At 68.5% G+C, this 18575-nt stretch carries 13 protein-coding genes; 4 read left to right on the top strand and 9 right to left on the bottom strand.

Annotated features, from left to right (window positions below; genetic code table 11):
- Positions 1–30 precede the first annotated feature (30 nt).
- From ACAM42_RS02475 to ACAM42_RS02465, 3 genes are all read left to right on the top strand, one after another.
- Positions 31–654: a CHAP domain-containing protein gene (locus ACAM42_RS02475; protein ID WP_369631002.1), complete on the top strand. Its 624-nt coding sequence runs from the start codon at positions 31–33 to the stop codon at positions 652–654.
- A gap of 20 nt (positions 655–674) precedes the next feature.
- Positions 675–1442 carry a class II glutamine amidotransferase gene (locus tag ACAM42_RS02470; protein WP_062477710.1) on the top strand — a complete coding sequence of 256 codons (768 nt, stop codon included), beginning with the start codon at positions 675–677 and terminating at the stop codon, positions 1440–1442.
- Positions 1443–1557: 115 nt separating this feature from the next.
- Positions 1558–3774, top strand: coding sequence for a TonB-dependent receptor (locus ACAM42_RS02465; protein WP_369631001.1), 2217 nt, complete (start codon positions 1558–1560; stop codon positions 3772–3774).
- Here the strand turns inward: ACAM42_RS02465 and gshB are convergent, their stop codons facing one another.
- The 9 genes from gshB to ACAM42_RS02420 all read right to left on the bottom strand — a co-directional run bounded on the left by gshB (position 3775) and on the right by ACAM42_RS02420 (position 16786).
- Positions 3775–4728, bottom strand: a complete 954-nt coding sequence (gene gshB, locus ACAM42_RS02460; RefSeq protein WP_070063691.1) for a glutathione synthase — start codon at positions 4726–4728, stop codon at positions 3775–3777.
- Positions 4728–6011: a benzoate/H(+) symporter BenE family transporter gene (locus ACAM42_RS02455; protein WP_369631000.1), complete on the bottom strand. Its 1284-nt coding sequence runs from the start codon at positions 6009–6011 to the stop codon at positions 4728–4730. The genes gshB and ACAM42_RS02455 overlap by 1 nt, the downstream gene beginning before the upstream one ends.
- Before the next feature lie 41 nt (positions 6012–6052).
- Complete coding sequence (locus ACAM42_RS02450) at positions 6053–7921, bottom strand: potassium transporter Kup (protein ID WP_159273598.1); 1869 nt, start codon at positions 7919–7921, stop codon at positions 6053–6055.
- Positions 7922–8077: 156 nt separating this feature from the next.
- On the bottom strand, positions 8078–9394 hold the full coding sequence (gshA, locus tag ACAM42_RS02445) for a glutamate--cysteine ligase (protein WP_062477724.1): 1317 nt from the start codon (positions 9392–9394) through the stop codon (positions 8078–8080).
- Positions 9395–9578: 184 nt separating this feature from the next.
- Entirely contained in the window at positions 9579–10871 is a 1293-nt protein-coding gene (locus tag ACAM42_RS02440) for a glutamate-5-semialdehyde dehydrogenase (protein ID WP_369630999.1), read from the bottom strand.
- Between the two features lie 73 nt (positions 10872–10944).
- Positions 10945–12015: a DNA polymerase III subunit delta gene (gene holA / locus ACAM42_RS02435; RefSeq protein WP_062477727.1), complete on the bottom strand. Its 1071-nt coding sequence runs from the start codon at positions 12013–12015 to the stop codon at positions 10945–10947.
- Positions 12016–12035: 20 nt separating this feature from the next.
- Positions 12036–12557, bottom strand: coding sequence for an LPS assembly lipoprotein LptE (gene lptE / locus ACAM42_RS02430; RefSeq protein ID WP_062477729.1), 522 nt, complete (start codon positions 12555–12557; stop codon positions 12036–12038).
- 35 nt (positions 12558–12592) lie between these two features.
- Positions 12593–15223, bottom strand: coding sequence for a leucine--tRNA ligase (leuS, locus tag ACAM42_RS02425; protein WP_095949735.1), 2631 nt, complete (start codon positions 15221–15223; stop codon positions 12593–12595).
- Between the two features lie 87 nt (positions 15224–15310).
- Complete coding sequence (locus ACAM42_RS02420) at positions 15311–16786, bottom strand: FAD-dependent oxidoreductase (protein WP_369630998.1); 1476 nt, start codon at positions 16784–16786, stop codon at positions 15311–15313.
- 130 nt (positions 16787–16916) lie between these two features.
- Between ACAM42_RS02420 and ACAM42_RS02415 the strand changes: the two genes are divergently transcribed.
- The gene (locus ACAM42_RS02415) at positions 16917–18575 is read left to right on the top strand and encodes an alpha-amylase family glycosyl hydrolase (RefSeq protein ID WP_369630997.1); all 1659 of its coding nucleotides are present in this window, start codon (positions 16917–16919) and stop codon (positions 18573–18575) included.

The following is an 18575-nucleotide window of genomic DNA, read 5'->3' as shown; positions in this document are numbered from 1 at the left end:
CCCGTGGCCGCGCGTCCTGCTTCACCGTCCATGCCCCGCTTCATCACCCGCCGCACCGTCGTCGTTCTCTCTGCCCTCGTCCTCGTCGCCCTGCTCGGCCTGTGGGGCGCGAGCCGCTTCAACGTCAACCCGGCGCACGCACCCGGCGAGGTGATCGACCAGTTCGAGGGCGTGCCGGTGTACTACAACGGCGCCATCAACCATGTCGACGGGCGCAGCGTGGCGCCCGACGGCTACAACATCGGCCTGCGCTGGCAATGTGTGGAGTTCGTCAAGCGCTACTACTACGAGCGGCACCAGCACCGCATGCCCGAGGCGCGCGGCCACGCCAAGGCCTTCTTCGACGCGGCCGTGGCCGATGGCGCGCTGAACACGGCGCGCAACCTGGTGCAGCACCGCAACGGCGGCACGGTGGCGCCCGCCGTAGGCGACATCGTCGTGTTCGCGCCGTGGCTCTTCAATCCCTACGGCCACGTGGCGATCGTGTCGCGCGTGGACGCCGACGCGGTCGAGATCGTGCAGCAGAACCCTGGGCCCTTCGGCACCTCGCGCGAGCGCCTGCCGCTGGTACTCGCTGAAGGGCGCACGCACCTGGGCACCGAGCGCGTGCTCGGGTGGCTGCGGCTGCCCGCCTCCTCCTCCTCTAAATCCTGAATCGCGGTCTAATCACAGCCATGTGCCAATTGCTAGGGATGAACTGCAACACGCCGACCGACGTGACCTTCAGCTTCACGGGGTTCGCGCAGCGCGGTGGCCGCACCGACCACCATGCCGACGGCTGGGGCATCGCGTTCTTCGAGGACCGCGGGCTGCGCCACTTCGTCGACCACCAGCCGGCCTGCGAGTCGCCGGTGGCGGAGCTGATCCGGCGCTACCCGATTCAAAGCCGCAACGTCATCGCGCACATCCGCAAGGCGACGCAGGGCGAGGTCAACCTGCAGAACTGCCACCCCTTCGTGCGCGAGCTGTGGGGCCGCTACTGGGTGTTCGCCCACAACGGCGACCTGAAGGACTTCCGCCCGCGCCTGCACGGCAACTTCCACCCGGTGGGCAACACCGACAGCGAGCACGCCTTCTGCTGGATCATGCAGGAGCTGGCCAAGTCGCACGCGGGCGTGCCCAGCGTCGAGGAGCTCACGCTCACGCTGCGCGAACTGGCACCGCAGCTGGCGGCGCACGGCACCTTCAACTTCATGCTGTCGAACGGGCAGGCGCTGTGGGCGCATGCCTCCACCAACCTCTGGTACGTGGAGCGCCGCCACCCCTTCGTGACGGCGCAGCTCTCGGACGAAGACCTGGAGATCGACTTCGCCCAGCACACCACGCCCACCGACCGCGTGGCCGTGGTGGTGACGGCGCCGCTCACCACCAACGAGACCTGGACGCCCTTCGCCTCGGGCGAGTTGCATGTGTTCGTGGACGGGCAACGGATGCCGCGCTGAGGCCTGACATTCAGTCTTTTGGCTGACACTTTTTTGCAACAGCGCAAGAAAGTATCGATGAGTGAGTGCAAACAATGAACAATAACTGTTCTCATTTGCATCCGGTCGATCTTTCATGCCCGCTCCCCATTTCTTTCTCCGCCCGACCGTGGCCGCCTCGCTGCTGGCCCTTCACGCCCTGACGGCCCTGGCGCAGACACCGCCCGCCGAACCGGCGGCCCCCGCCAGCGGCACGCTGAGCACCGTCACCGTCGAAGCCAGCGCCGACGCCTCGGCCGAAGGCCTCACCAAGCCCTTCGCGGGCGGGCAGGTGGCGCGCGGCGGGCGCGTGGGCATCCTGGGCAACCAGGACATGATGGATTCGCCTTTTTCCAGCACCAGCTACACGCACGAGCTGATCCAGAACCAGCAGGCCAAGAGCGTGGCCGACGTGCTGCAGAACGACCCGTCGGTGCGCGTGGCGCGCGGCTTCGGCAACTTCCAGGAGTCGTACTTCATCCGCGGCTTCGTGGTGAATTCGGACGACATCGCCTACAACGGCCTGTACGGCCTGCTGCCGCGCCAGTACATCTCGTCGGAGCTGTTCGAGCGCGTCGAGGTGCTGCGCGGCGCGAGCGCCTTCCTGAACGGCGCCACGCCCACGGGCGGCGGCATCGGCGGCAACATCAACCTGCTGCCCAAGCGCGCGCCGAACGACCCGCTCACGCAGGTCACGCTGGGCACGGCCAGCGGCTCGCAGAGCTACGTGTCGACCGACATCGCGCGCCGCTTCGGGCCCGACCAGAGCCTGGGCGTGCGCCTGAACGCGGCCCACCGCGACGGCGGCACCGGCGTGAACGCCGAGCAGGTCAAGCTCGACGTGGCCTCGGTCGGCTTCGACTGGCGCAGCCGCAACGCGCGCATCTCGGCCGACATCGGCCACCAGGAACACCGGCTCACGCGCACGCGCCCGAACGTGACGCTCGGCGCCGGCGTGACGCGCGTGCCGTCCGCGCCCGACAACCAGCTCAACTACGCGCAGCCCTGGACCTACTCCAACGAGCGCGACACCTTCGGCTCGCTGCGCGGCGAGTACGACCTCACCGACAACGTGACGGCCTGGATCGCCGGCGGCGCGCGCAAGAGCCACGAAGGCAATGCGCTGGCCGGCCTCACGCTCACGAACAACCTGGGCATGGGCAACATGTCGCGCTTCGAGAACCAGCGCCAGGACAGCACCCGCACGGCCGAAGCCGGCGTGCGCGGCAAGTTCACGACCGGCCCGGTGAACCACACGGTGGTGGCCTCGTACTCGTACTACCAGCTCAAGGAGAAGAACGCCTACAAGTGGGACTTCTTCAACAACCTGCGGAGCAACCTGTACGCGCCCATCGGCTACCCGATTCCGGCCTACACGGCGAGCGCGTTCCGCGGCAACGACATGGACAACCCCGCGCTGCTGACGCAGACGCGCCTGAGCAGCCTGGCGATCGGCGACACGCTGTCCTTCCTGGACGACCGCGCGCAGCTCACGCTCGGCGTGCGGCACCAGAAGCTGGAAAGCACCGACTTCGCCTACGACACCGGCAAGCCCACCGCGTACGAGAAAAGCCGCACCAGCCCGATGGCCGGCTTCGTGTTCAAGCTGCAGCCGCAGGTGTCGCTGTACGCGAACTACATCGAGGGCCTGAGCAAGGGCGACACCGCACCCACGGTGTCGACCGGCGGCGCCGTGCGCAACGCGGGCACGCAGCTGTCGCCCTATGTGTCCAAGCAGAAAGAGATCGGCATCAAGTTCGACGGCGGCCGCATCGGCGGCGGCCTGGCCTTCTTCACCACCGACAAGCCACGCGCCCTCGTCAACAGCGCCGGCTACTACGTGGCCGAAGGCCGCGACCGCCACCAGGGCCTGGAGCTGACCGCCTTCGGCGAAGCGGCCAAGGGCGTGCGCCTGATGGGCGGCATCACCTTCCTCGATGCCAAACAGCGCGCCACGGGCGACGCCTCGACCGACGGCCGCCGCGTCATCGGCATCGCGAAGACGCAGGGCACCCTGGGTGTGGAATGGGACGTGCCGGGCGTGCGCGGCCTGTCGCTGGACGGCCGCGTGGTGTCCACCGGCCCGAGCTACGCGGACGCCGCCAACACGCTGCGCGTACCCGGCTGGACGCGCTTCGATGTCGGCGCGCGCTACCTCACCGAGGTGGCCGGCAAGCTGGTGACGCTGCGCGCGCGCATCGACAACCTGACCAACCGGAACTACTGGGCCTCGGTGGGCGGCTACCCGAACAACGGCTACCTGGTGCTCGGTGCGCCGCGCACCTTCACGCTGTCGGCGTCGGTCGACTTCTGATCAGGCCGAGGCCAGGTGCGCCTCGAGCGCATCGATGAACATCTTCGGCACGTCGAAGCCGGTCTGTTCGGTGATCTCCTGAAAGCAGGTCGGGCTGGTCACGTTGATCTCGGTGACCGAGTCGCCGATCACGTCGAGCCCGATCAGCAGCAGCCCGCGCGGCGCCAGCACCTTGCCGATGGCTTCGGCGATCTCGCGGTTGCGCGCCGTGAGCGGCTGGGCCACGCCCTTGCCGCCGGCCGCGAGGTTGCCGCGCACCTCGGTGCCCTGCGGAATGCGTGCCAGCACGAAGGGCGCCGGCTCGCCCGCGATGATCAGGATGCGCTTGTCGCCCTGCGTCACCTCGGGCACGAAGCGCTGCACCATGATGGTTTCGGCGCCGTCCTTGTTGAGCGTCTCGACGATGGAGCCGAGGTTCAGCGCGTCCTGCTTCACGCGGAAGATGCCCATGCCGCCCATGCCGTCGAGCGGCTTGAGGATGATGTCGCCGTGCTCGGCATGAAAGTCGCGCACGGCCTGCGCGCTGCGCGTGACCAGCGTGGGCGTGACGAACTGCGGAAACTCCATGATCGCGAGCTTCTCGGGATGGTCGCGCAGCGCACGCGGCGAGTTGACCACCTTCGCGCCCTCGCGCTCGGCCTGCTGCAGCAGGTGCGTCGAGTAGATGTACTCGGCGTCGAAGGGCGGGTCCTTGCGCATGAGCACGGCGTCGAAGTCCTTCAGCGCCTTCGATTCAATGATGTCGACGCGGTACCAGTCCTTCGGGTCACCCGTCAGCGTGATCTGCTGCACCACCGCCGAGACGCGCCCGCCGGAGGTCCACTGGATGTCCTGCGGCAGGCAGGCCGCGATGCGGTGGCCGCGGCGCTGGGCCTCGCGCATCATCGAGAAGGTCGTGTCCTTGTAGATCTTGAAGTGATCGAGCGGGTCGGCGACGAAGAGGATGTTTTTCATCAGGCGTTCTTTCCGGCGCCGGGAGCGGCGGCTGTGGAGGGGGTTTCTGGCGGCATGTTGCCGGAAGCGGCGATGTCCTTGCCGGCCGGGGCTTTTTCAACGGGCACCTGCACCTGTGCACGACCGACCTGCTGCACCGCCAGCGCCACCGCGCCGGCCACCACGCCCCAGAAGGCGGAGCCGATGCCGGCCAGCGTCACGCCCGAGAGCGTGACCAGGAAGGTGATGAGCGCGGCCTCGCGGTGGGCCTCGTCGCGCACCGCCGCCGCCAGCCCGCCGCCGATGGTGCCCAGCAGCGCCAGCCCGGCAATGGCCGCGACCAGCTCTTTGGGAAAGGCCGTGAGCAGGCCCGTGACGGCCGCGCCGAACAGGCCGATCACCACGTAGATGGCGCCGCAGCTCACGGCCGCCGTGTAGCGCCGCGCCGGGTCTTCGTGCGCCTCGCGGCCCATGCACATGGCGGCCGTGATGGCGCTCAGGTTGAGCGCGAAGGCACCGAAGGGCGCGAGCACCAGCGTGGCCAGGCCGCTGATCGTGATGAGCTTGCTGACCGGCAGGTCGCTGTAGCCGCTGGCGCGGATCGCCGCCACGCCGGGCAGGTTCTGCGAGGCCATGGTCACGACGAACAGCGGCAGCGCCAGGCTCACGATGGCCTGCCAGGTGAACACCGGCACCGTGAACACCGGCCAGGTGAGCGAGAAGTGCACGGAGGACCACGCCAGCTCGCCGCGCGCGGCCGTGAAGGCGATGGCCACCAGCAGCGTGAGCGGCACCGCGTAGCGCGGCAGCAGGCGCTTGCCCAGGAGGTAGGTGGCGAGCATCAGCAGCACCAGCGGCAACGCGGTCTGCGCCGCCGTGAAGGCCGAGATGCCGAAGCGCGCGAGCACGCCGGCCAGCAGCGCCGAGGCGATGGCCATCGGGATCTTGTTCATCACGCGCTCGAACCAGCCCGTGGCGCCCGCGAGCACGATCAGCACCGCGCAGACGATGAAGGCGCCCACCGCCTCGCCCATGCCATAGCCCGCGCCGGCCACGGCCAGCACGGCCGCACCGGGGGTGCTCCAGGCGATCATGACGGGCTTGCGCCACCACAGCGAGGGCAGCGCCGAGGCCAGCCCCATGCCGATGCCCAGCGCCCACATCCACGAGGCCGCCATCTCGGGCGTGGCGCCGAAGGCCTGGGCGGCCTGGAACACGATGGCCACCGAACTCGTGAAACCCACGAGCACGGCGACGAAGCCCGCGGTGAAGGCCGAAAGGCTCAGGTCCTTGAAGAATCGCATGCCGCGATTCTGCCGGGGCGCGCGGCCTGGCGCCGCGGGCCTCAGATCTCGATCTTCGAGCCCAGCTCGACGACCGCGTTGTTGGGCAGGCCCAGGAAGGCCGCCGCGCCGCTCGCGTTGTGGTGCATCTGCGCGAACAGTTTCTCGCGCCAGGGCGCCATGCCGCTGCCCAGCGTGGGGATCACGACGTCGCGCGAGAGGAAGTAGCTGGTCGTCATCGGCTCGAGCTGGCAGCCGCGCATGCGCGCGTTGTCGAGCGCGCGCGGCAGGTCGATGTCGTTCTTGAAACCGTAATGCACGATGACCTGCCAGCAGTGGTTGCCCAGCGCCTCGATCTCGATGCGCTTGTCCATCGGAATCCAGGGCACCTCGTGGTTGCGCACGGTGACGAACATGTTCTGCTCGTGCAGCACCTTGTTGTGCTTGAGGTTGTGCAGCAGCGCGTTGGGCACCACGCCCGGTTCGGCCGTGAGGAACACGGCCGTGCCGTCCACGCGCGCGGGCGGGCTCATGAACACCGAGCCCAGGAACGACTTCAGGTCGATCGCGTCGGCATGCTGCGCCTCGCCCATGAGGCGGCGCCCTTCCTTCCAGGTGACCATCAGCGTGAACACGGCGCCGCCGATCAGCAGCGGGAACCAACCGCCTTCGAACAGCTTGAGCAGGTTCGAGGCGAAGAACAGGAAGTCGACCACGAAGAAGATCGCGGTCGAGGCGATGCACAGCGCCAGCGGCAGCTTCCACGCGTAGCGGATCACGAAGAAGGTGAGGATCGTGGTGATCAGCATGTCGGTGGTCACGGCGATGCCGTAGGCCGCGGCCAGGCTGCTCGAGGTGCGGAACATCACGACCGCCATCACGATGGCCACGAACAGGCCCCAGTTGACCAGCGGAATGTAGATCTGGCCCGCGGTGCGCACGCTGGTGTGCTCGATGTTCAGGCGCGGCAGGTAGCCCAGCTGGATCACCTGGCGCGTGACGCTGAAGGCGCCGGTGATGAGGGCCTGCGAGGCGATCACCGTCGAGAGCGTGGCCAGCAGCACGAGCGGAATGAGGGCCCATTCAGGCGCCATCATGAAGAACGGGTTCTTCACGGCCTCGGGGTTCTCCAGCAGCAGCGCGCCCTGGCCCAGGTAGTTGAGCGTGAGCGCCGGCATGACGACCGAGAACCACGCGATGCGGATCGGCTTCTTGCCGAAGTGGCCCAGGTCGGCGTACAGCGCCTCGGCACCGGTCACGCACAGCACCATGGCGCCCAGCAGGATGAAGCTGGTGCCCGGGTTGTCCCAGATGAACTTCAGCGCGTACCAGGGGTTCAGCGCCTTGATGATCTCGGGGTGGTGCGCGATCTGCCACACGCCCAGCACGGCGATGGCCGCGAACCAGGCCAGCGTGACGGGGCCGAAGAACTTGCCGATGCCCGCCGTGCCGCGCTTTTGCACCGCGAACAGGCAGAACAGCACGACCAGCGTGATCGGGATCACGTAGTGCTTGAAGTGCGGCGACACCACCTCCAGGCCCTCGACGGCCGAGAGCACCGAGATGGCCGGCGTGATCACGCCGTCGCCATAGAAGAGCGAGGTGCCGAAGATGCCGACGATGAGCAGCAGCTGGCGCAGCCTCGGCTTGTCGGCCACGGCCTGGGAGGCCAGCGCGAGCATCGCGACCAGGCCGCCCTCGCCTTCGTTGTCGGCACGCAGCACGAGCACGACGTACTTGATCGAGACGATGACCGTGAGGGTCCAGAAGAACATCGACAGGATGCCGTAGACGTTCTCCACGGTGAACGGCACATGGCCGTGACCGAAGACTTCCTTGACCGCATAGAGAACGCTGGTGCCGATGTCGCCATAGACGACGCCGATGGCGCCGACGATGAGGCCGGCAGAGATGTTTTTGGGGGCTGACACGGGGGTCGATGGGAAAAGGTTGGCTCGCAATGATCGACGCGTCAGTCACGCCGGGGTGCCGCGGCCGCGCCGCGCATCCCTCCGCCCTTTTGGTTCCGTTGCTGTGGGGCCGCTATTTTGCCGTTGCCCGCTGACGCCGCAACCCGCCCCCGTCGCTCATTCGTAGATTTCGGCGTCCGGGTCGGTCGCTTCCATCTCGTAACTGGCCGCGACCATGGCCAGACGCCCCACCACGCCATACATGTAAAAACGATTGGGGGCGCTGGCGCCGGGCTTGGCGCCCGGCTGCGGCAGTTGCGCGCTTTCCGAGAAGGCCAGCGGCACGTAGCTGGCGCCCGGCTGCTTGAGGTTCTCGTCGGCGGCGCGCTCGGCATGCACGCGGTAGAAGCCGCCCACCACGTAGCGGTCCATCATGTAGACCACCGGCTCGGCCACGCCGTTGTGCACGCGCTCGTTGGTGAGCACGCCTTCCTGCACGATCAGCTCGGTGGGTTCGCGCAGGTCGCGCCCGGCGCTGGTCTTGGCGGGCGACGAGGTGGCGGTGCGCGACTTGCCGATCAGCGCCTCGACCTCCTTGGCGTCGCGCACGGTCACGACGCCCGGGCTGCCGCTGCCGCTGTGGCCGCCCTTGACGACCACGAAGGGCTTCTCGTTGATGCCGTATTCCTTGTACTTGCGGCGCACCTTGGTGAGCACCGCGTCGACATGGCTGGTGAGCACGTCGATGCCGCGGCCCTCGGCCACGTCGACGCCTTCGGCGCGCGCGTAGATCGGGTTGATGAGCCAGGGGTCGATGCCCAGCAGCTTGCCGAAGCGCTTGCACAGCTCTTCGTAGCTGTGCAGGTGGTTGCTCTTGCGGCGCACCGACCAGCCCGCGTGCAGCGGCGGCAGCAGGTACTGCTCATGCAGGTCTTCGAGGATGCCGGGCGTTCCTGCAGAAAGCTCGTTGTTGAGCAAGATTGTGCAGGGATCGAAGTTCTTCAGGCCCAGGCGGCGCTTGGAACGCACCACCGGTTCGAGCGTCACGGTCTCGCCGTTGGGCAGCTCGATCTTCTTGGGCGACTTGATGGCTGGATCGATCGAGCCAATGCGCACATTGAGGCCCGCCATATGGAAGATGCGCACGAGTTGCGCGACGTTGGCGAGATAAAAGGTGTTTTTCGAGTGGTTTTCAGGAATGACGAGCAGGTTGCGCGCCTCCGGACAGATCTTCTCGATGGCCGCCTGCGCGGCCTGCACCGCCAGCGGCAGCATTTCCTTGGTGAGGTTGTTCCAGCCGCCAGGAAACAGGTTGGTGTCGACCGGGGCGAGCTTGAAGCCCGCATTGCGGATGTCGACGGCGCTGTAGAACGGCGGCGTGTGCTCCATCCACTCGAGGCGGAACCAGCGCTCGATGGCGGGCATCGAGTCGAGCACCCGCTGCTCCAGTTCGTTGATCGGGCCGGTCAGGGCAGTGACGAGATGCGGAACCATGCAGCGGCCTTGTTGGTTTTGTGCTTAAAGGTGGAGTGGAATTGTAGGATTTGGGGATGGCGCGCCCGATGACAAGCAGCCAAAGAGAACAAAGCACCCCAATCCACAACACACGTTGCAAGAACACCGCGGCACAGGCCTCGCCGCGCCGCCGGCCCGATGGCCCCAGCCTTTCGGACCCCGATTAACCGCGGACTTCGCCCTGCCCCAGCACCACGTACTTGAGCGAGGTCAGGCCTTCGATGCCGACCGGGCCGCGCGCGTGGAACTTGTCGGTGCTGATGCCGATTTCGGCGCCCAGCCCGTACTCGAAGCCGTCTGCGAAGCGCGTGCTCGCATTCACCATCACGCTGGCCGAATCGACCTCGCGCAGGAAGCGCTGGGCGTTGATGTGGTTGCGCGTGACGATGGCGTCGGTGTGGTGGCTCGAGTAGCGGTTGATGTGCGCAATGGCCTCGTCCAGCCCCGCCACCACCTTGATGCTGATGACGGCGGCCAGGTACTCCTCGGACCAGTCGGACTCGACCGCATCGATCACCTTGGCCTGCGGATGGTGCGCCTCGCTGGCGCGCAGGATCGCGGCGGCCGCCGGGTCGCAGCGCATCTCGACGCCCTTGGCGGCGAAGATGGCGGCGATCTCGGGCAGGAAGTGGTCGGCCACCGAGGCCGCCACCAGCAGGCCTTCGGCGGCGTTGCAGGGGCTGTACTTCTGGGTCTTGGCGTTGTCGACGATGCGCAGCGCCATGTCGAACTCGGCCGTGTCGTCCACGTAGACGTGGCAGTTGCCGTCCAGGTGCTTGATGACGGGCACCTTGGCGTCGCGGCTGATGCGCTCGATCAAGCCCTTGCCGCCGCGCGGAATGATCACATCGACGAACTCGGGCATGGCGATGAGCTGGCCCACGGCCTCGCGGTCGGTGGTCTGCACCAGCTGCACCGCATCGACCGGCAGGCCGGCTTCGGCCAGCGCCTCGGACACCAGCAGCGCCAGCGCCTTGTTCGAGTCGATGGCTTCCGAGCCGCCGCGCAGGATCGCGGCGTTGCCCGACTTGATCGCCAGGCTCGCGGCCTCGATGGTCACGTTGGGACGGCTCTCGTAGATCATGCCGAAGACACCGATCGGCACGCGCATCTGGCCCACGCGGATGCCGCTGGGCTGCTGCTTCATGCCGATGATCTCGCCGATCACGTCGGCCATGCCGGCCAGCTGCTCGCAGCCCTCGGCCACGGTCTCCAGGACCTTGGGCGTGAGCTTGAGCCGGTCGACCATCGGGGCCGACAGGCCGGCGGCCGTGGCGCGGGCCAGGTCCTTCTCGTTGGCGACGGCCAGCGCGGGGCCGGCTTCGCGCAGGCGCCGGGCCAGCGCCTTCAGTGCTCTGTTTTTGGTAGCTGCATCCGCACGGGCCATGAGGAATGCAGCGGCTTTGGCTTGCAGACCGAGGGTCTGCATGTGCTCGCTGACGTTGAACGCGTTCATGGCGCGCATTTTCCCACGCGGACCTTCGGCCCGGCTGACGCGGGCCTTTTGATGGCGATCGACGGCGGGAGCGTCAGGCCCGGCGCGGCGCCGCGGCCGTGCTGCAGGCGCGGCACAGCATCAGCGCCAGCCGCTGCAGCGCCTGCCAGCCGCTGGCGGGCCAGTCGGGCTGCTTCAGGCCCTTGCAGATGCCGTCGACCAGGTGGGCCGCGCGCAGCAGCCGGGTCAGCATGCGGTCGTCCAGGCGCGGCAGCACGCGTTCGAAGGCGCGCTCGCGCGGGCCCCAGATGCGGTTCTCGCGCAGCGCCATCGGCAGCGGGCGGCCGGCGGCCATGGCGTCCTTCACGCGCTTGAGGGCACGGATGTCCTCGGCGATCGTGTAGTGCACCAGCACCTCGGCTTCGCCCTCGGCCTGCAGGCCGTCGAGCATGCGCGCCACGCGCTGCGGGTTGCCGGCCAGCACGGCCTCGGAGAGCTTGAACACGTCGTAGCGCGCCACGTTGTTGACGGCGCCCTCGACCTGTTCCCAGCTCAGCTCACCCGCCGGGTGCAGCAGCGCGAGCTTCTGGATTTCCTGGTGCGCGGCGAGCAGATTGCCTTCGACGCGGTCGGCAAAGAACTGCAGCGTGCGCTGGCCTTCGTCGCCGGGCATCACGCGCTGGTTCTGCAGCCCCAGGCGCTGGGCGATCCATTGCGGCAGCGCGGCGCGCTCGATCGGGTCGACCTGGATGCTCACGCCGTTGTTCTCCAGCGCCGAGAACCAGGCGCCGGTGCGCGTGGCCTTGTCCAGACGCGGCAGCATCACCAGCGTGAGCGTGCTGTCGTTGCCGGGCGCGCCCTCGGCCAGCTGCTGCAGCGCGACGCTGCCGTCCTTGCCGGGCTTGCCCGAAGGAATGCGGATCTCGACGATCTGCTTGTCGGCGAAGAGCGAGAGCGAGCCCCCCGCCGCCAGCACCGCGCTCCAGTCGAAGTGCGCGCCGGCCACGGTGTACGAGCTGCGCTCGGTGTGGCCTTGGGCACGCGCGGCGGCGCGGATGGCGTCGGCCGCCTCCTGCGCGAGCAGCGGCTCGTCGCCGTGGATCGTGTAAAGCGGCTTCAGGCCCTTTTGCAGGTGGGCGCCGAGCTGGGCACTGGCAAGTTGCATTGAAAGAACGGAAGCGACGCTTACAGGGACTGCACCGCCGCCAGCCGGCGCATCAGCTGCTGCGCGATGTCGGCCTGCATGTCGCGGAACAGCAGGTCGGCCTCGCCTTCCTTGGCCAGCGCGTTGGTTTCGTTGAAGCTCAGGTCGCGCGTCTGCGAGACCTCGGACGCGGGCAGCAATTCCTTGCCGCCCGGCGTGCGCAGGCTGAAGCGCACGCGCAGGCGCAGCTGCAATTCGCGCAGCAGGCCGGCGGAGTTGGTCGAGATCACGAAGCGATCGCGGTCCTCGCCTAGCACCACGAGCACGGCGTCGGCGGTGCTGGCCTCTTCCTTGGGCACCAGCGTCACGTTGCCGGCCGCGCGCAGCTCGCGCCGCAGCTGGTTGATGAGCGCCGTATTGCCTTCGAGCGACAGCGTCTTGAACGCGAAGTTCGGCGCCTTGCGCAGCGCGAAGCCGCAGCCGGACAGGGCCAGCGAAGCGCCTGCCACGCCGAGGCCCAGGAGAAAGCCGCGGCGCGGCTGCGAGGCATTGCGAATGTTCATGCGTCTGTCGTTTCCGTCGTTCTGCAGTGTCGGGTTCAGATGACCACGTTGACCAGGCGCCCGGGCACCACGATCACGCGCTTGGCCGGCGCGCCTTCGGCGAAGTTGACGAAGTCGTCGCAGGCAAGCGCCAGCCGCTCGATCTCGTCCTTGGACGCACCGGCGGGCACCAGCAGCTTGCCGCGCAGCTTGCCGTTGACCTGCAGCATGAGCTCGACCTCGTCCTGCGCCAGCGCGGCCACGTCGACCACGGGCCAGGGGGCGTCGAGCAGGTCGCCCGATGCCTTGTCGTAGCCGAGTTGCTGCCACAGCTGGTGCGCGATGTGCGGCGTGGCCGGATACAGGCAGCGCAGTAGGATGCCGAAGCCCTCGCGCGCGGCGGCCGCGTCGCCCGCGCTGCCGTCGGACTTGAAGCCCTCGAGCGCGTTGAGCAGCTTCATCGCGCCCGACACCACCGTGTTGTATTGCATGCGCTGGTAGTCGTAGTCGATCTGGCGCAGCACGGTGTGCACCTCGCGGCGCAGCGCCTGGGCGGGCTTGCCGAAGCTCTGGCCGGCAAGCGCCACGGGCGCCACGTCGGCCTGGGCCACGCCGTAGTTCCACACGCGGCGCAGGAAGCGGTAGCTGCCTTCGACGGCCGCGTCGTTCCACTCGAGCGTGGCTTCGGGCGGCGCGGTGAACATGGTGTACAGGCGCGCGGTGTCGGCGCCGTACTTCTCGATCAGGTCCTGCGGGTCGACGCCGTTGCGTTCGCTCTTGCCCATCTTGCCCACGCCGCCGTACTCGACCTTGGTGCCGTCGGCCAGCGTGCCGCCGGTGATGCGGCCCTGTGCGTCGAGCACCGCCGTGACTTCGAGCGGCGGGAAGTAGTCCTTGCCGCCCTTCTCGTTGCGCTTGTAGAAGATGTGGTTGAGCACCATGCCCTGCGTGAGCAGCTTGGCGAAGGGCTCGTCGGCCTTCACCAGGCCCAGGTCGCGCATGACCTTGGTCCAGAAGCGCGCGTACAGCAGGTGAAGAATCGCGTGCTCGATGCCGCCGATGTACTGGTCCATCGGCATCCAGTAGTCGGCGCCCTCGGCGACCATGGCCTTGTCGTTGGTCGGGTCGCAGTAGCGCATGAAGTACCACGACGAATCGACGAAGGTGTCCATCGTGTCGGTCTCGCGCCGCGCGGCCTTGCCGCACACCGGGCACACCACGCCGGCGTGGAAGCCTTCGTGCTTGGCCAGCGGATTGCCCGAGCCGTCGGGCACGCAGTCGGTCGGCAGCACCACGGGCAGGTCCTTTTCGGGGACCGGCACCGCGCCGTGTTCTTCGCAATGGATGATCGGGATCGGCGTGCCCCAGTAGCGCTGGCGGCTCACGCCCCAGTCGCGCAGGCGCCAGGTGGTCTGCAGCTCGCCCAGGTCCTTCTGGCCCAGCGCATGCGCCACGGCGGCCACGGCCTCCTTGTAGGTCATGCCGCTGAAGTTGTCGGAATTGATGGTCACGCCGCGCTGCTTGTCGCCGTACCAGTCCTGCCACTTGTGATAGTCGAAGTGCGGCTCGTCGTCGACCAGCACGACCTGGATGATCTCGATGCCGTACTTGTTGGCGAAGGCGAAGTCGCGCTCGTCGTGCGCGGGCACGCCCATCACGGCGCCGTCGCCGTAACCGATGAGCACGTAATTGCCCACCCACACCGGCACCTGCTCCTCGGTGATCGGGTGCTTGACCGTGAGGCCCGTGGGCACGCCCTTCTTCTCTTGCGTGGCGAGCTCGGCCTCGGTCGTGCCGCCACCCTTGCATTCTTCGATGAAGGCCGCGACCTTCGGGTCGAGCGTGGCGGCGTGCGCGGCGAGCGGATGCTCGGGCGCGACGGCGCAGAAGGTGACGCCCATGATGGTGTCGGCACGCGTGGTGAACACGTACATGCGGCCGTCCTGGATGAGCTTGCCGCTCGCGTCCCGGATGTCATGCGTGAACGCGAAGCGCAGGCCTTCGCTCTTGCCGATCCAGTTTTCCTGCATCAGCTTGACGCGCTCGGGCCAGCCCGGCAGCTTGTGCTGGGTGTGCTCGAGCAGCTCTTCGGCGTAGTCGCTGATCTTCAGGTAGTAGCCCGGAATCTCGCGGCGCTCGACCGTGGCGCCGGTGCGCCAGCCCTTGCCGTCGATCACCTGCTCGTTGGCCAGCACGGTCTGGTCGACCGGGTCCCAGTTCACGACCTGGGTCTTGCGGTAGGCAATGCCCTTTTCGAGCATCTTCAGGAACAGCCACTGGTTCCACTTGTAGTAGCTCGGATCGCAGGTGGCGATCTCGCGGCTCCAGTCGATCGCCAGGCCCATGGCCTGGAGCTGGCCCTTCATGTAGGCGATGTTCTCGTAGGTCCACTTGGCCGGCGGCACGCCGTTCTTCAGCGCCGCGTTCTCGGCCGGCAGGCCGAAGGCGTCCCAGCCCATGGGCATCAGCACGTTGTAGCCGCTCATGCGCAGGTAGCGCGTGAGCATGTCGTTGATCGTGTAGTTGCGCACGTGGCCCATGTGCAGCTTGCCGCTCGGGTACGGCAGCATCGAGCAGGCGTAGTACTTCTTGCGGCTCGCGTCCTCGGTGACACGGTAGACATCGGCGGCGCGCCATTGCGCCTGGGCAGCGGACTCGACGTCGCTGGGTTTGTAGCTGGGGTTCATGACATCTCGGCAGGGCCCGGCTCGACGGCGGCCGGGAAGGCGGATTATCGCGCCGTGCGTGATCGTCCCCCGGGCCCCATGCCGGAATCAGGCCCTTTCCTGCGGCGGCGGGGCGGGCGTCCACTCGTCGCCGAACAGTTCCGGCTCGCTGTAGGCCTCCAGATTCGCCCAGTGGTGGGCCGCGTCTTCACGGTAGAACAGGCTGGCGAGCCCCGCCGCCAGGCGCCGCGCGCCGTCGCTGATGGCCGGAATGTCGCCCGACACCGTGCCGTGCGACAGCGCCGCCGGGTAGCAGAAGCAGTGGATGCGATCCAGCCCCGGGCAGGCACCGGGCGCGTTTTCCTGGAATTCGAAGGCCGGCCCGAGGTCGGGCGAATCGGCCAGTTCGCGGTCTTCGTCGCCGGGCGCGGGCGTGAAACGGTCTTTCCAGGTACGAATGTGCGCGGAAACGCCCGCGAATTCGGGGCGGGCGGCCCAGTCGACCTGGAAACCGGTCGACACGATCAGGAAGTCGAATTCGAAATCGCCCTTGGGCGTGGCCACGCGCAGCGCCTCGCCCCGCGGCGCCACGGCCAGGATGGGGCAGCCGAAGTTGAAAAAAGCGTTGGCATGCCCCGACACCCGCAGCGTGCTGCCGTGCGGCGGCGGCACGTTCAGCACGTTGATGTAGTGGCGGATGCGCCACTTCAGCTCGTCGGGCAGGTCGTAGTGCCCCTGCGTGAGCCCCGGCACGCCGGCGCCCTTGCCCTTGTTGACACGCGGCAGGTCGGGCCGGCGGATCAGCAGCTCGACGCTGTGCGCGCCGGCCTCGAGCGCGGTGGCGGCGCTGTCCATGGCCGAGGAGCCCGCGCCGACCACGCCCACGCGCAGGCCTTTCAGGCGGCCGTAGTCCATCTCGTCGGAGGAATGCGCCCACTTGGCACGCGGCAGGCCGTCCACGAACGCCGGTACGGCCGGGCCGCCCAGGCCGTCGCGGCCGGTGGCCAGCACGACGCGGCGCGCCAGCACGCGGCGTTCGCCGTCGGGCGTGCGCAGGTCCAGGCGCACGGCGCTGGCGTCGGGCAACGGTTGCAAGCCCGTAACAGCGGTGTCGTTGCGCACGTCCACGCCCATCACGCGGCGGTACCAGACCAGGTAGTCCATCCATTGCAGGCGCGGGATCTTGTCCATCGCGGCCCAGGCCTCGGTGCCGAACTGGGCCTCGAACCAGGCGCGGAAGGTCAGCGAGGGCAACCCCAGCGCCGGGCCCGTGAGCTCCTTGGGCGAGCGCAGGGTTTCCATGCGCGCCGTGGTGGCCCAGGGGCCTTCGCGCCCGGCCGGCGCGCGGTCGAAGACCACGGCGCGGATGCCCTGCTGCGCCAGCGCGCCCGCCGCGGCCAGCCCGGCCTGGCCGCCACCGATGATGGCCACGTCGAGCACGGGCTCGCCGTCGACCTGGCGCGGCGGCACCCAGGCGCGGGCGGGCCAGCCGAGGTAGTCGAGGTCCTGGGCGAGCCGGCGTTCGAGCGCGGCAAGGCCGATGGGTGGGGCAGAGGGGGAGAAAGCGGTGTCGTCGGTGGTCATCGGTCGGGGGGCGGGGCGGCAGCGCCCCGCCCTGCTGAATTTACCCACTTCCGCGCGGCGCCCGCCTGCCACAGCGTACCGCTGGCCCGGATTTCGCATGCCACAATGAATTTCGACCACAGGGGCAGGCATGAGCGGCAGCAACGGCGAATGGTGGCGGGGCGCGGTGATCTACCAGATCTACCCGCGCAGCTTCATGGACAGCAACGGCGACGGCGTCGGCGACCTGCCCGGCATCACGTCGAAGCTCGACCACGTCGCCCGCCTGGGCGTCGACGCGGTCTGGGTCTCGCCCTTCTTCCGCTCCCCCATGAAAGACTTCGGCTACGACGTGGCCGACTACCGCGCCGTCGATCCGCTGTTCGGCACGCTGGACGACTTCGACGCGATGCGCGCACGCATGCATGCGCTGGGCCTGAAGCTCATCATCGACCAGGTGCTCTCGCACACCTCCGACCAGCACGCCTGGTTCGCCGAGAGCCGCAGTTCGCGCGACAACCCCAAGGCCGACTGGTACGTGTGGGCCGACCCCCAGCCCGACGGCACGCCGCCCACCAACTGGCTCTCGGTCTTCGGCGGCTCGGCCTGGCAGTGGGACTCGCGCCGTCGGCAGTACTACCTGCACAGCTTCCTGGCCGAGCAGCCCGATCTCAACTTCCATTGCGCCGAAGTCCAGGACGCCCTGCTCGGCGAGGTGCGCTTCTGGTGCGAGCGCGGCGTGGACGGCTTCCGCTTCGACGCCTGCAACCACCAGTTCCACGACGCGCTGCTGCGCGACAACCCACCGGCCACGACCGCGTCGATCGACGAGGTCAGCACCGTGCGCGCCGACAACCCCTACGCGATGCAGCAGCACCTGTACGACAAGAGCCAGCCCGAGAACCTCGTGTTCCTCGAGCGCCTGCGCCAGCTGCTCGACGGCTACGGCGCGGTCGCGCTGGGCGAGGTCGGCGACGAGAACGCGCCCCCGGTCATGGCGCAGTACACCGAACTCGGCAAGCGCCTGCACCTGGCCTACAGCTTCAGCCTGCTCACGGCCGACCACAGCCCGAAGCACCTGCGCCACCAGGTCGAATCGCTCGACACCGCACTGGCCGTGACGGGTGGCTGGGGCTGCTGGGCGGTGTCGAACCACGACGTGCCGCGCGTCGCCACGCGCTGGAGCGACGGCACCGCGCCCGACACCCGCCGCGACCGACTCTGGCTCGCGCTGCTGCTCGCGCTGCGCGGCAGCGCCAGCCTCTACCAGGGCGAAGAGCTGGGCCTGCCCGAGGCCGAGGTGCCCTTCGAACTCCTGCAAGACCCCTACGGCCGCGCCTTCTGGCCCGAGTTCAAGGGCCGCGACGGCTGCCGCACGCCGATGCCCTGGACCGCCGACGCGCCCAACGCCGGCTTCAGCACCGGCACGCCCTGGCTGCCGGTGGACGGCGCCCACCTGCCGCTGGCCGTCGACCAGCAGGAGGCCGACCCCGGCTCGATGCTCGCCTTCAGCCGCGCGCTGCTGCACTGGCGGCGCACCCAGCCGCTGCTGCGCACGGGCGCGCTGGCGTTCGTCGATGCGCCCGCGCCGCTGCTGCACATCGTGCGAAGCGACGGCGACGCGGTGCTGCATGCGATCTTCAATACGGGGAGCGAACCGGTGTCGATTCCGTTGCCCGAGCCACTGGTGCCGCTGGCCGGCCACCCGCTCGCGCCGACCGCGACCGTCACCGCCGATCCAAAGCCCCTGCTGACATTGGCGCCTTATGGCGTGTGCTTCGGCACGACTGCCGAAGCAGGAGGACGCTGA

The organism is Variovorax sp. V35, assembly GCF_041154465.1.
In the GTDB taxonomy this organism is placed as follows: domain Bacteria; phylum Pseudomonadota; class Gammaproteobacteria; order Burkholderiales; family Burkholderiaceae_C; genus Variovorax; species Variovorax boronicumulans.
Note: the sequence above shows the minus strand (reverse complement) of the source record. Positions and strands in the feature narration are given on the sequence as shown.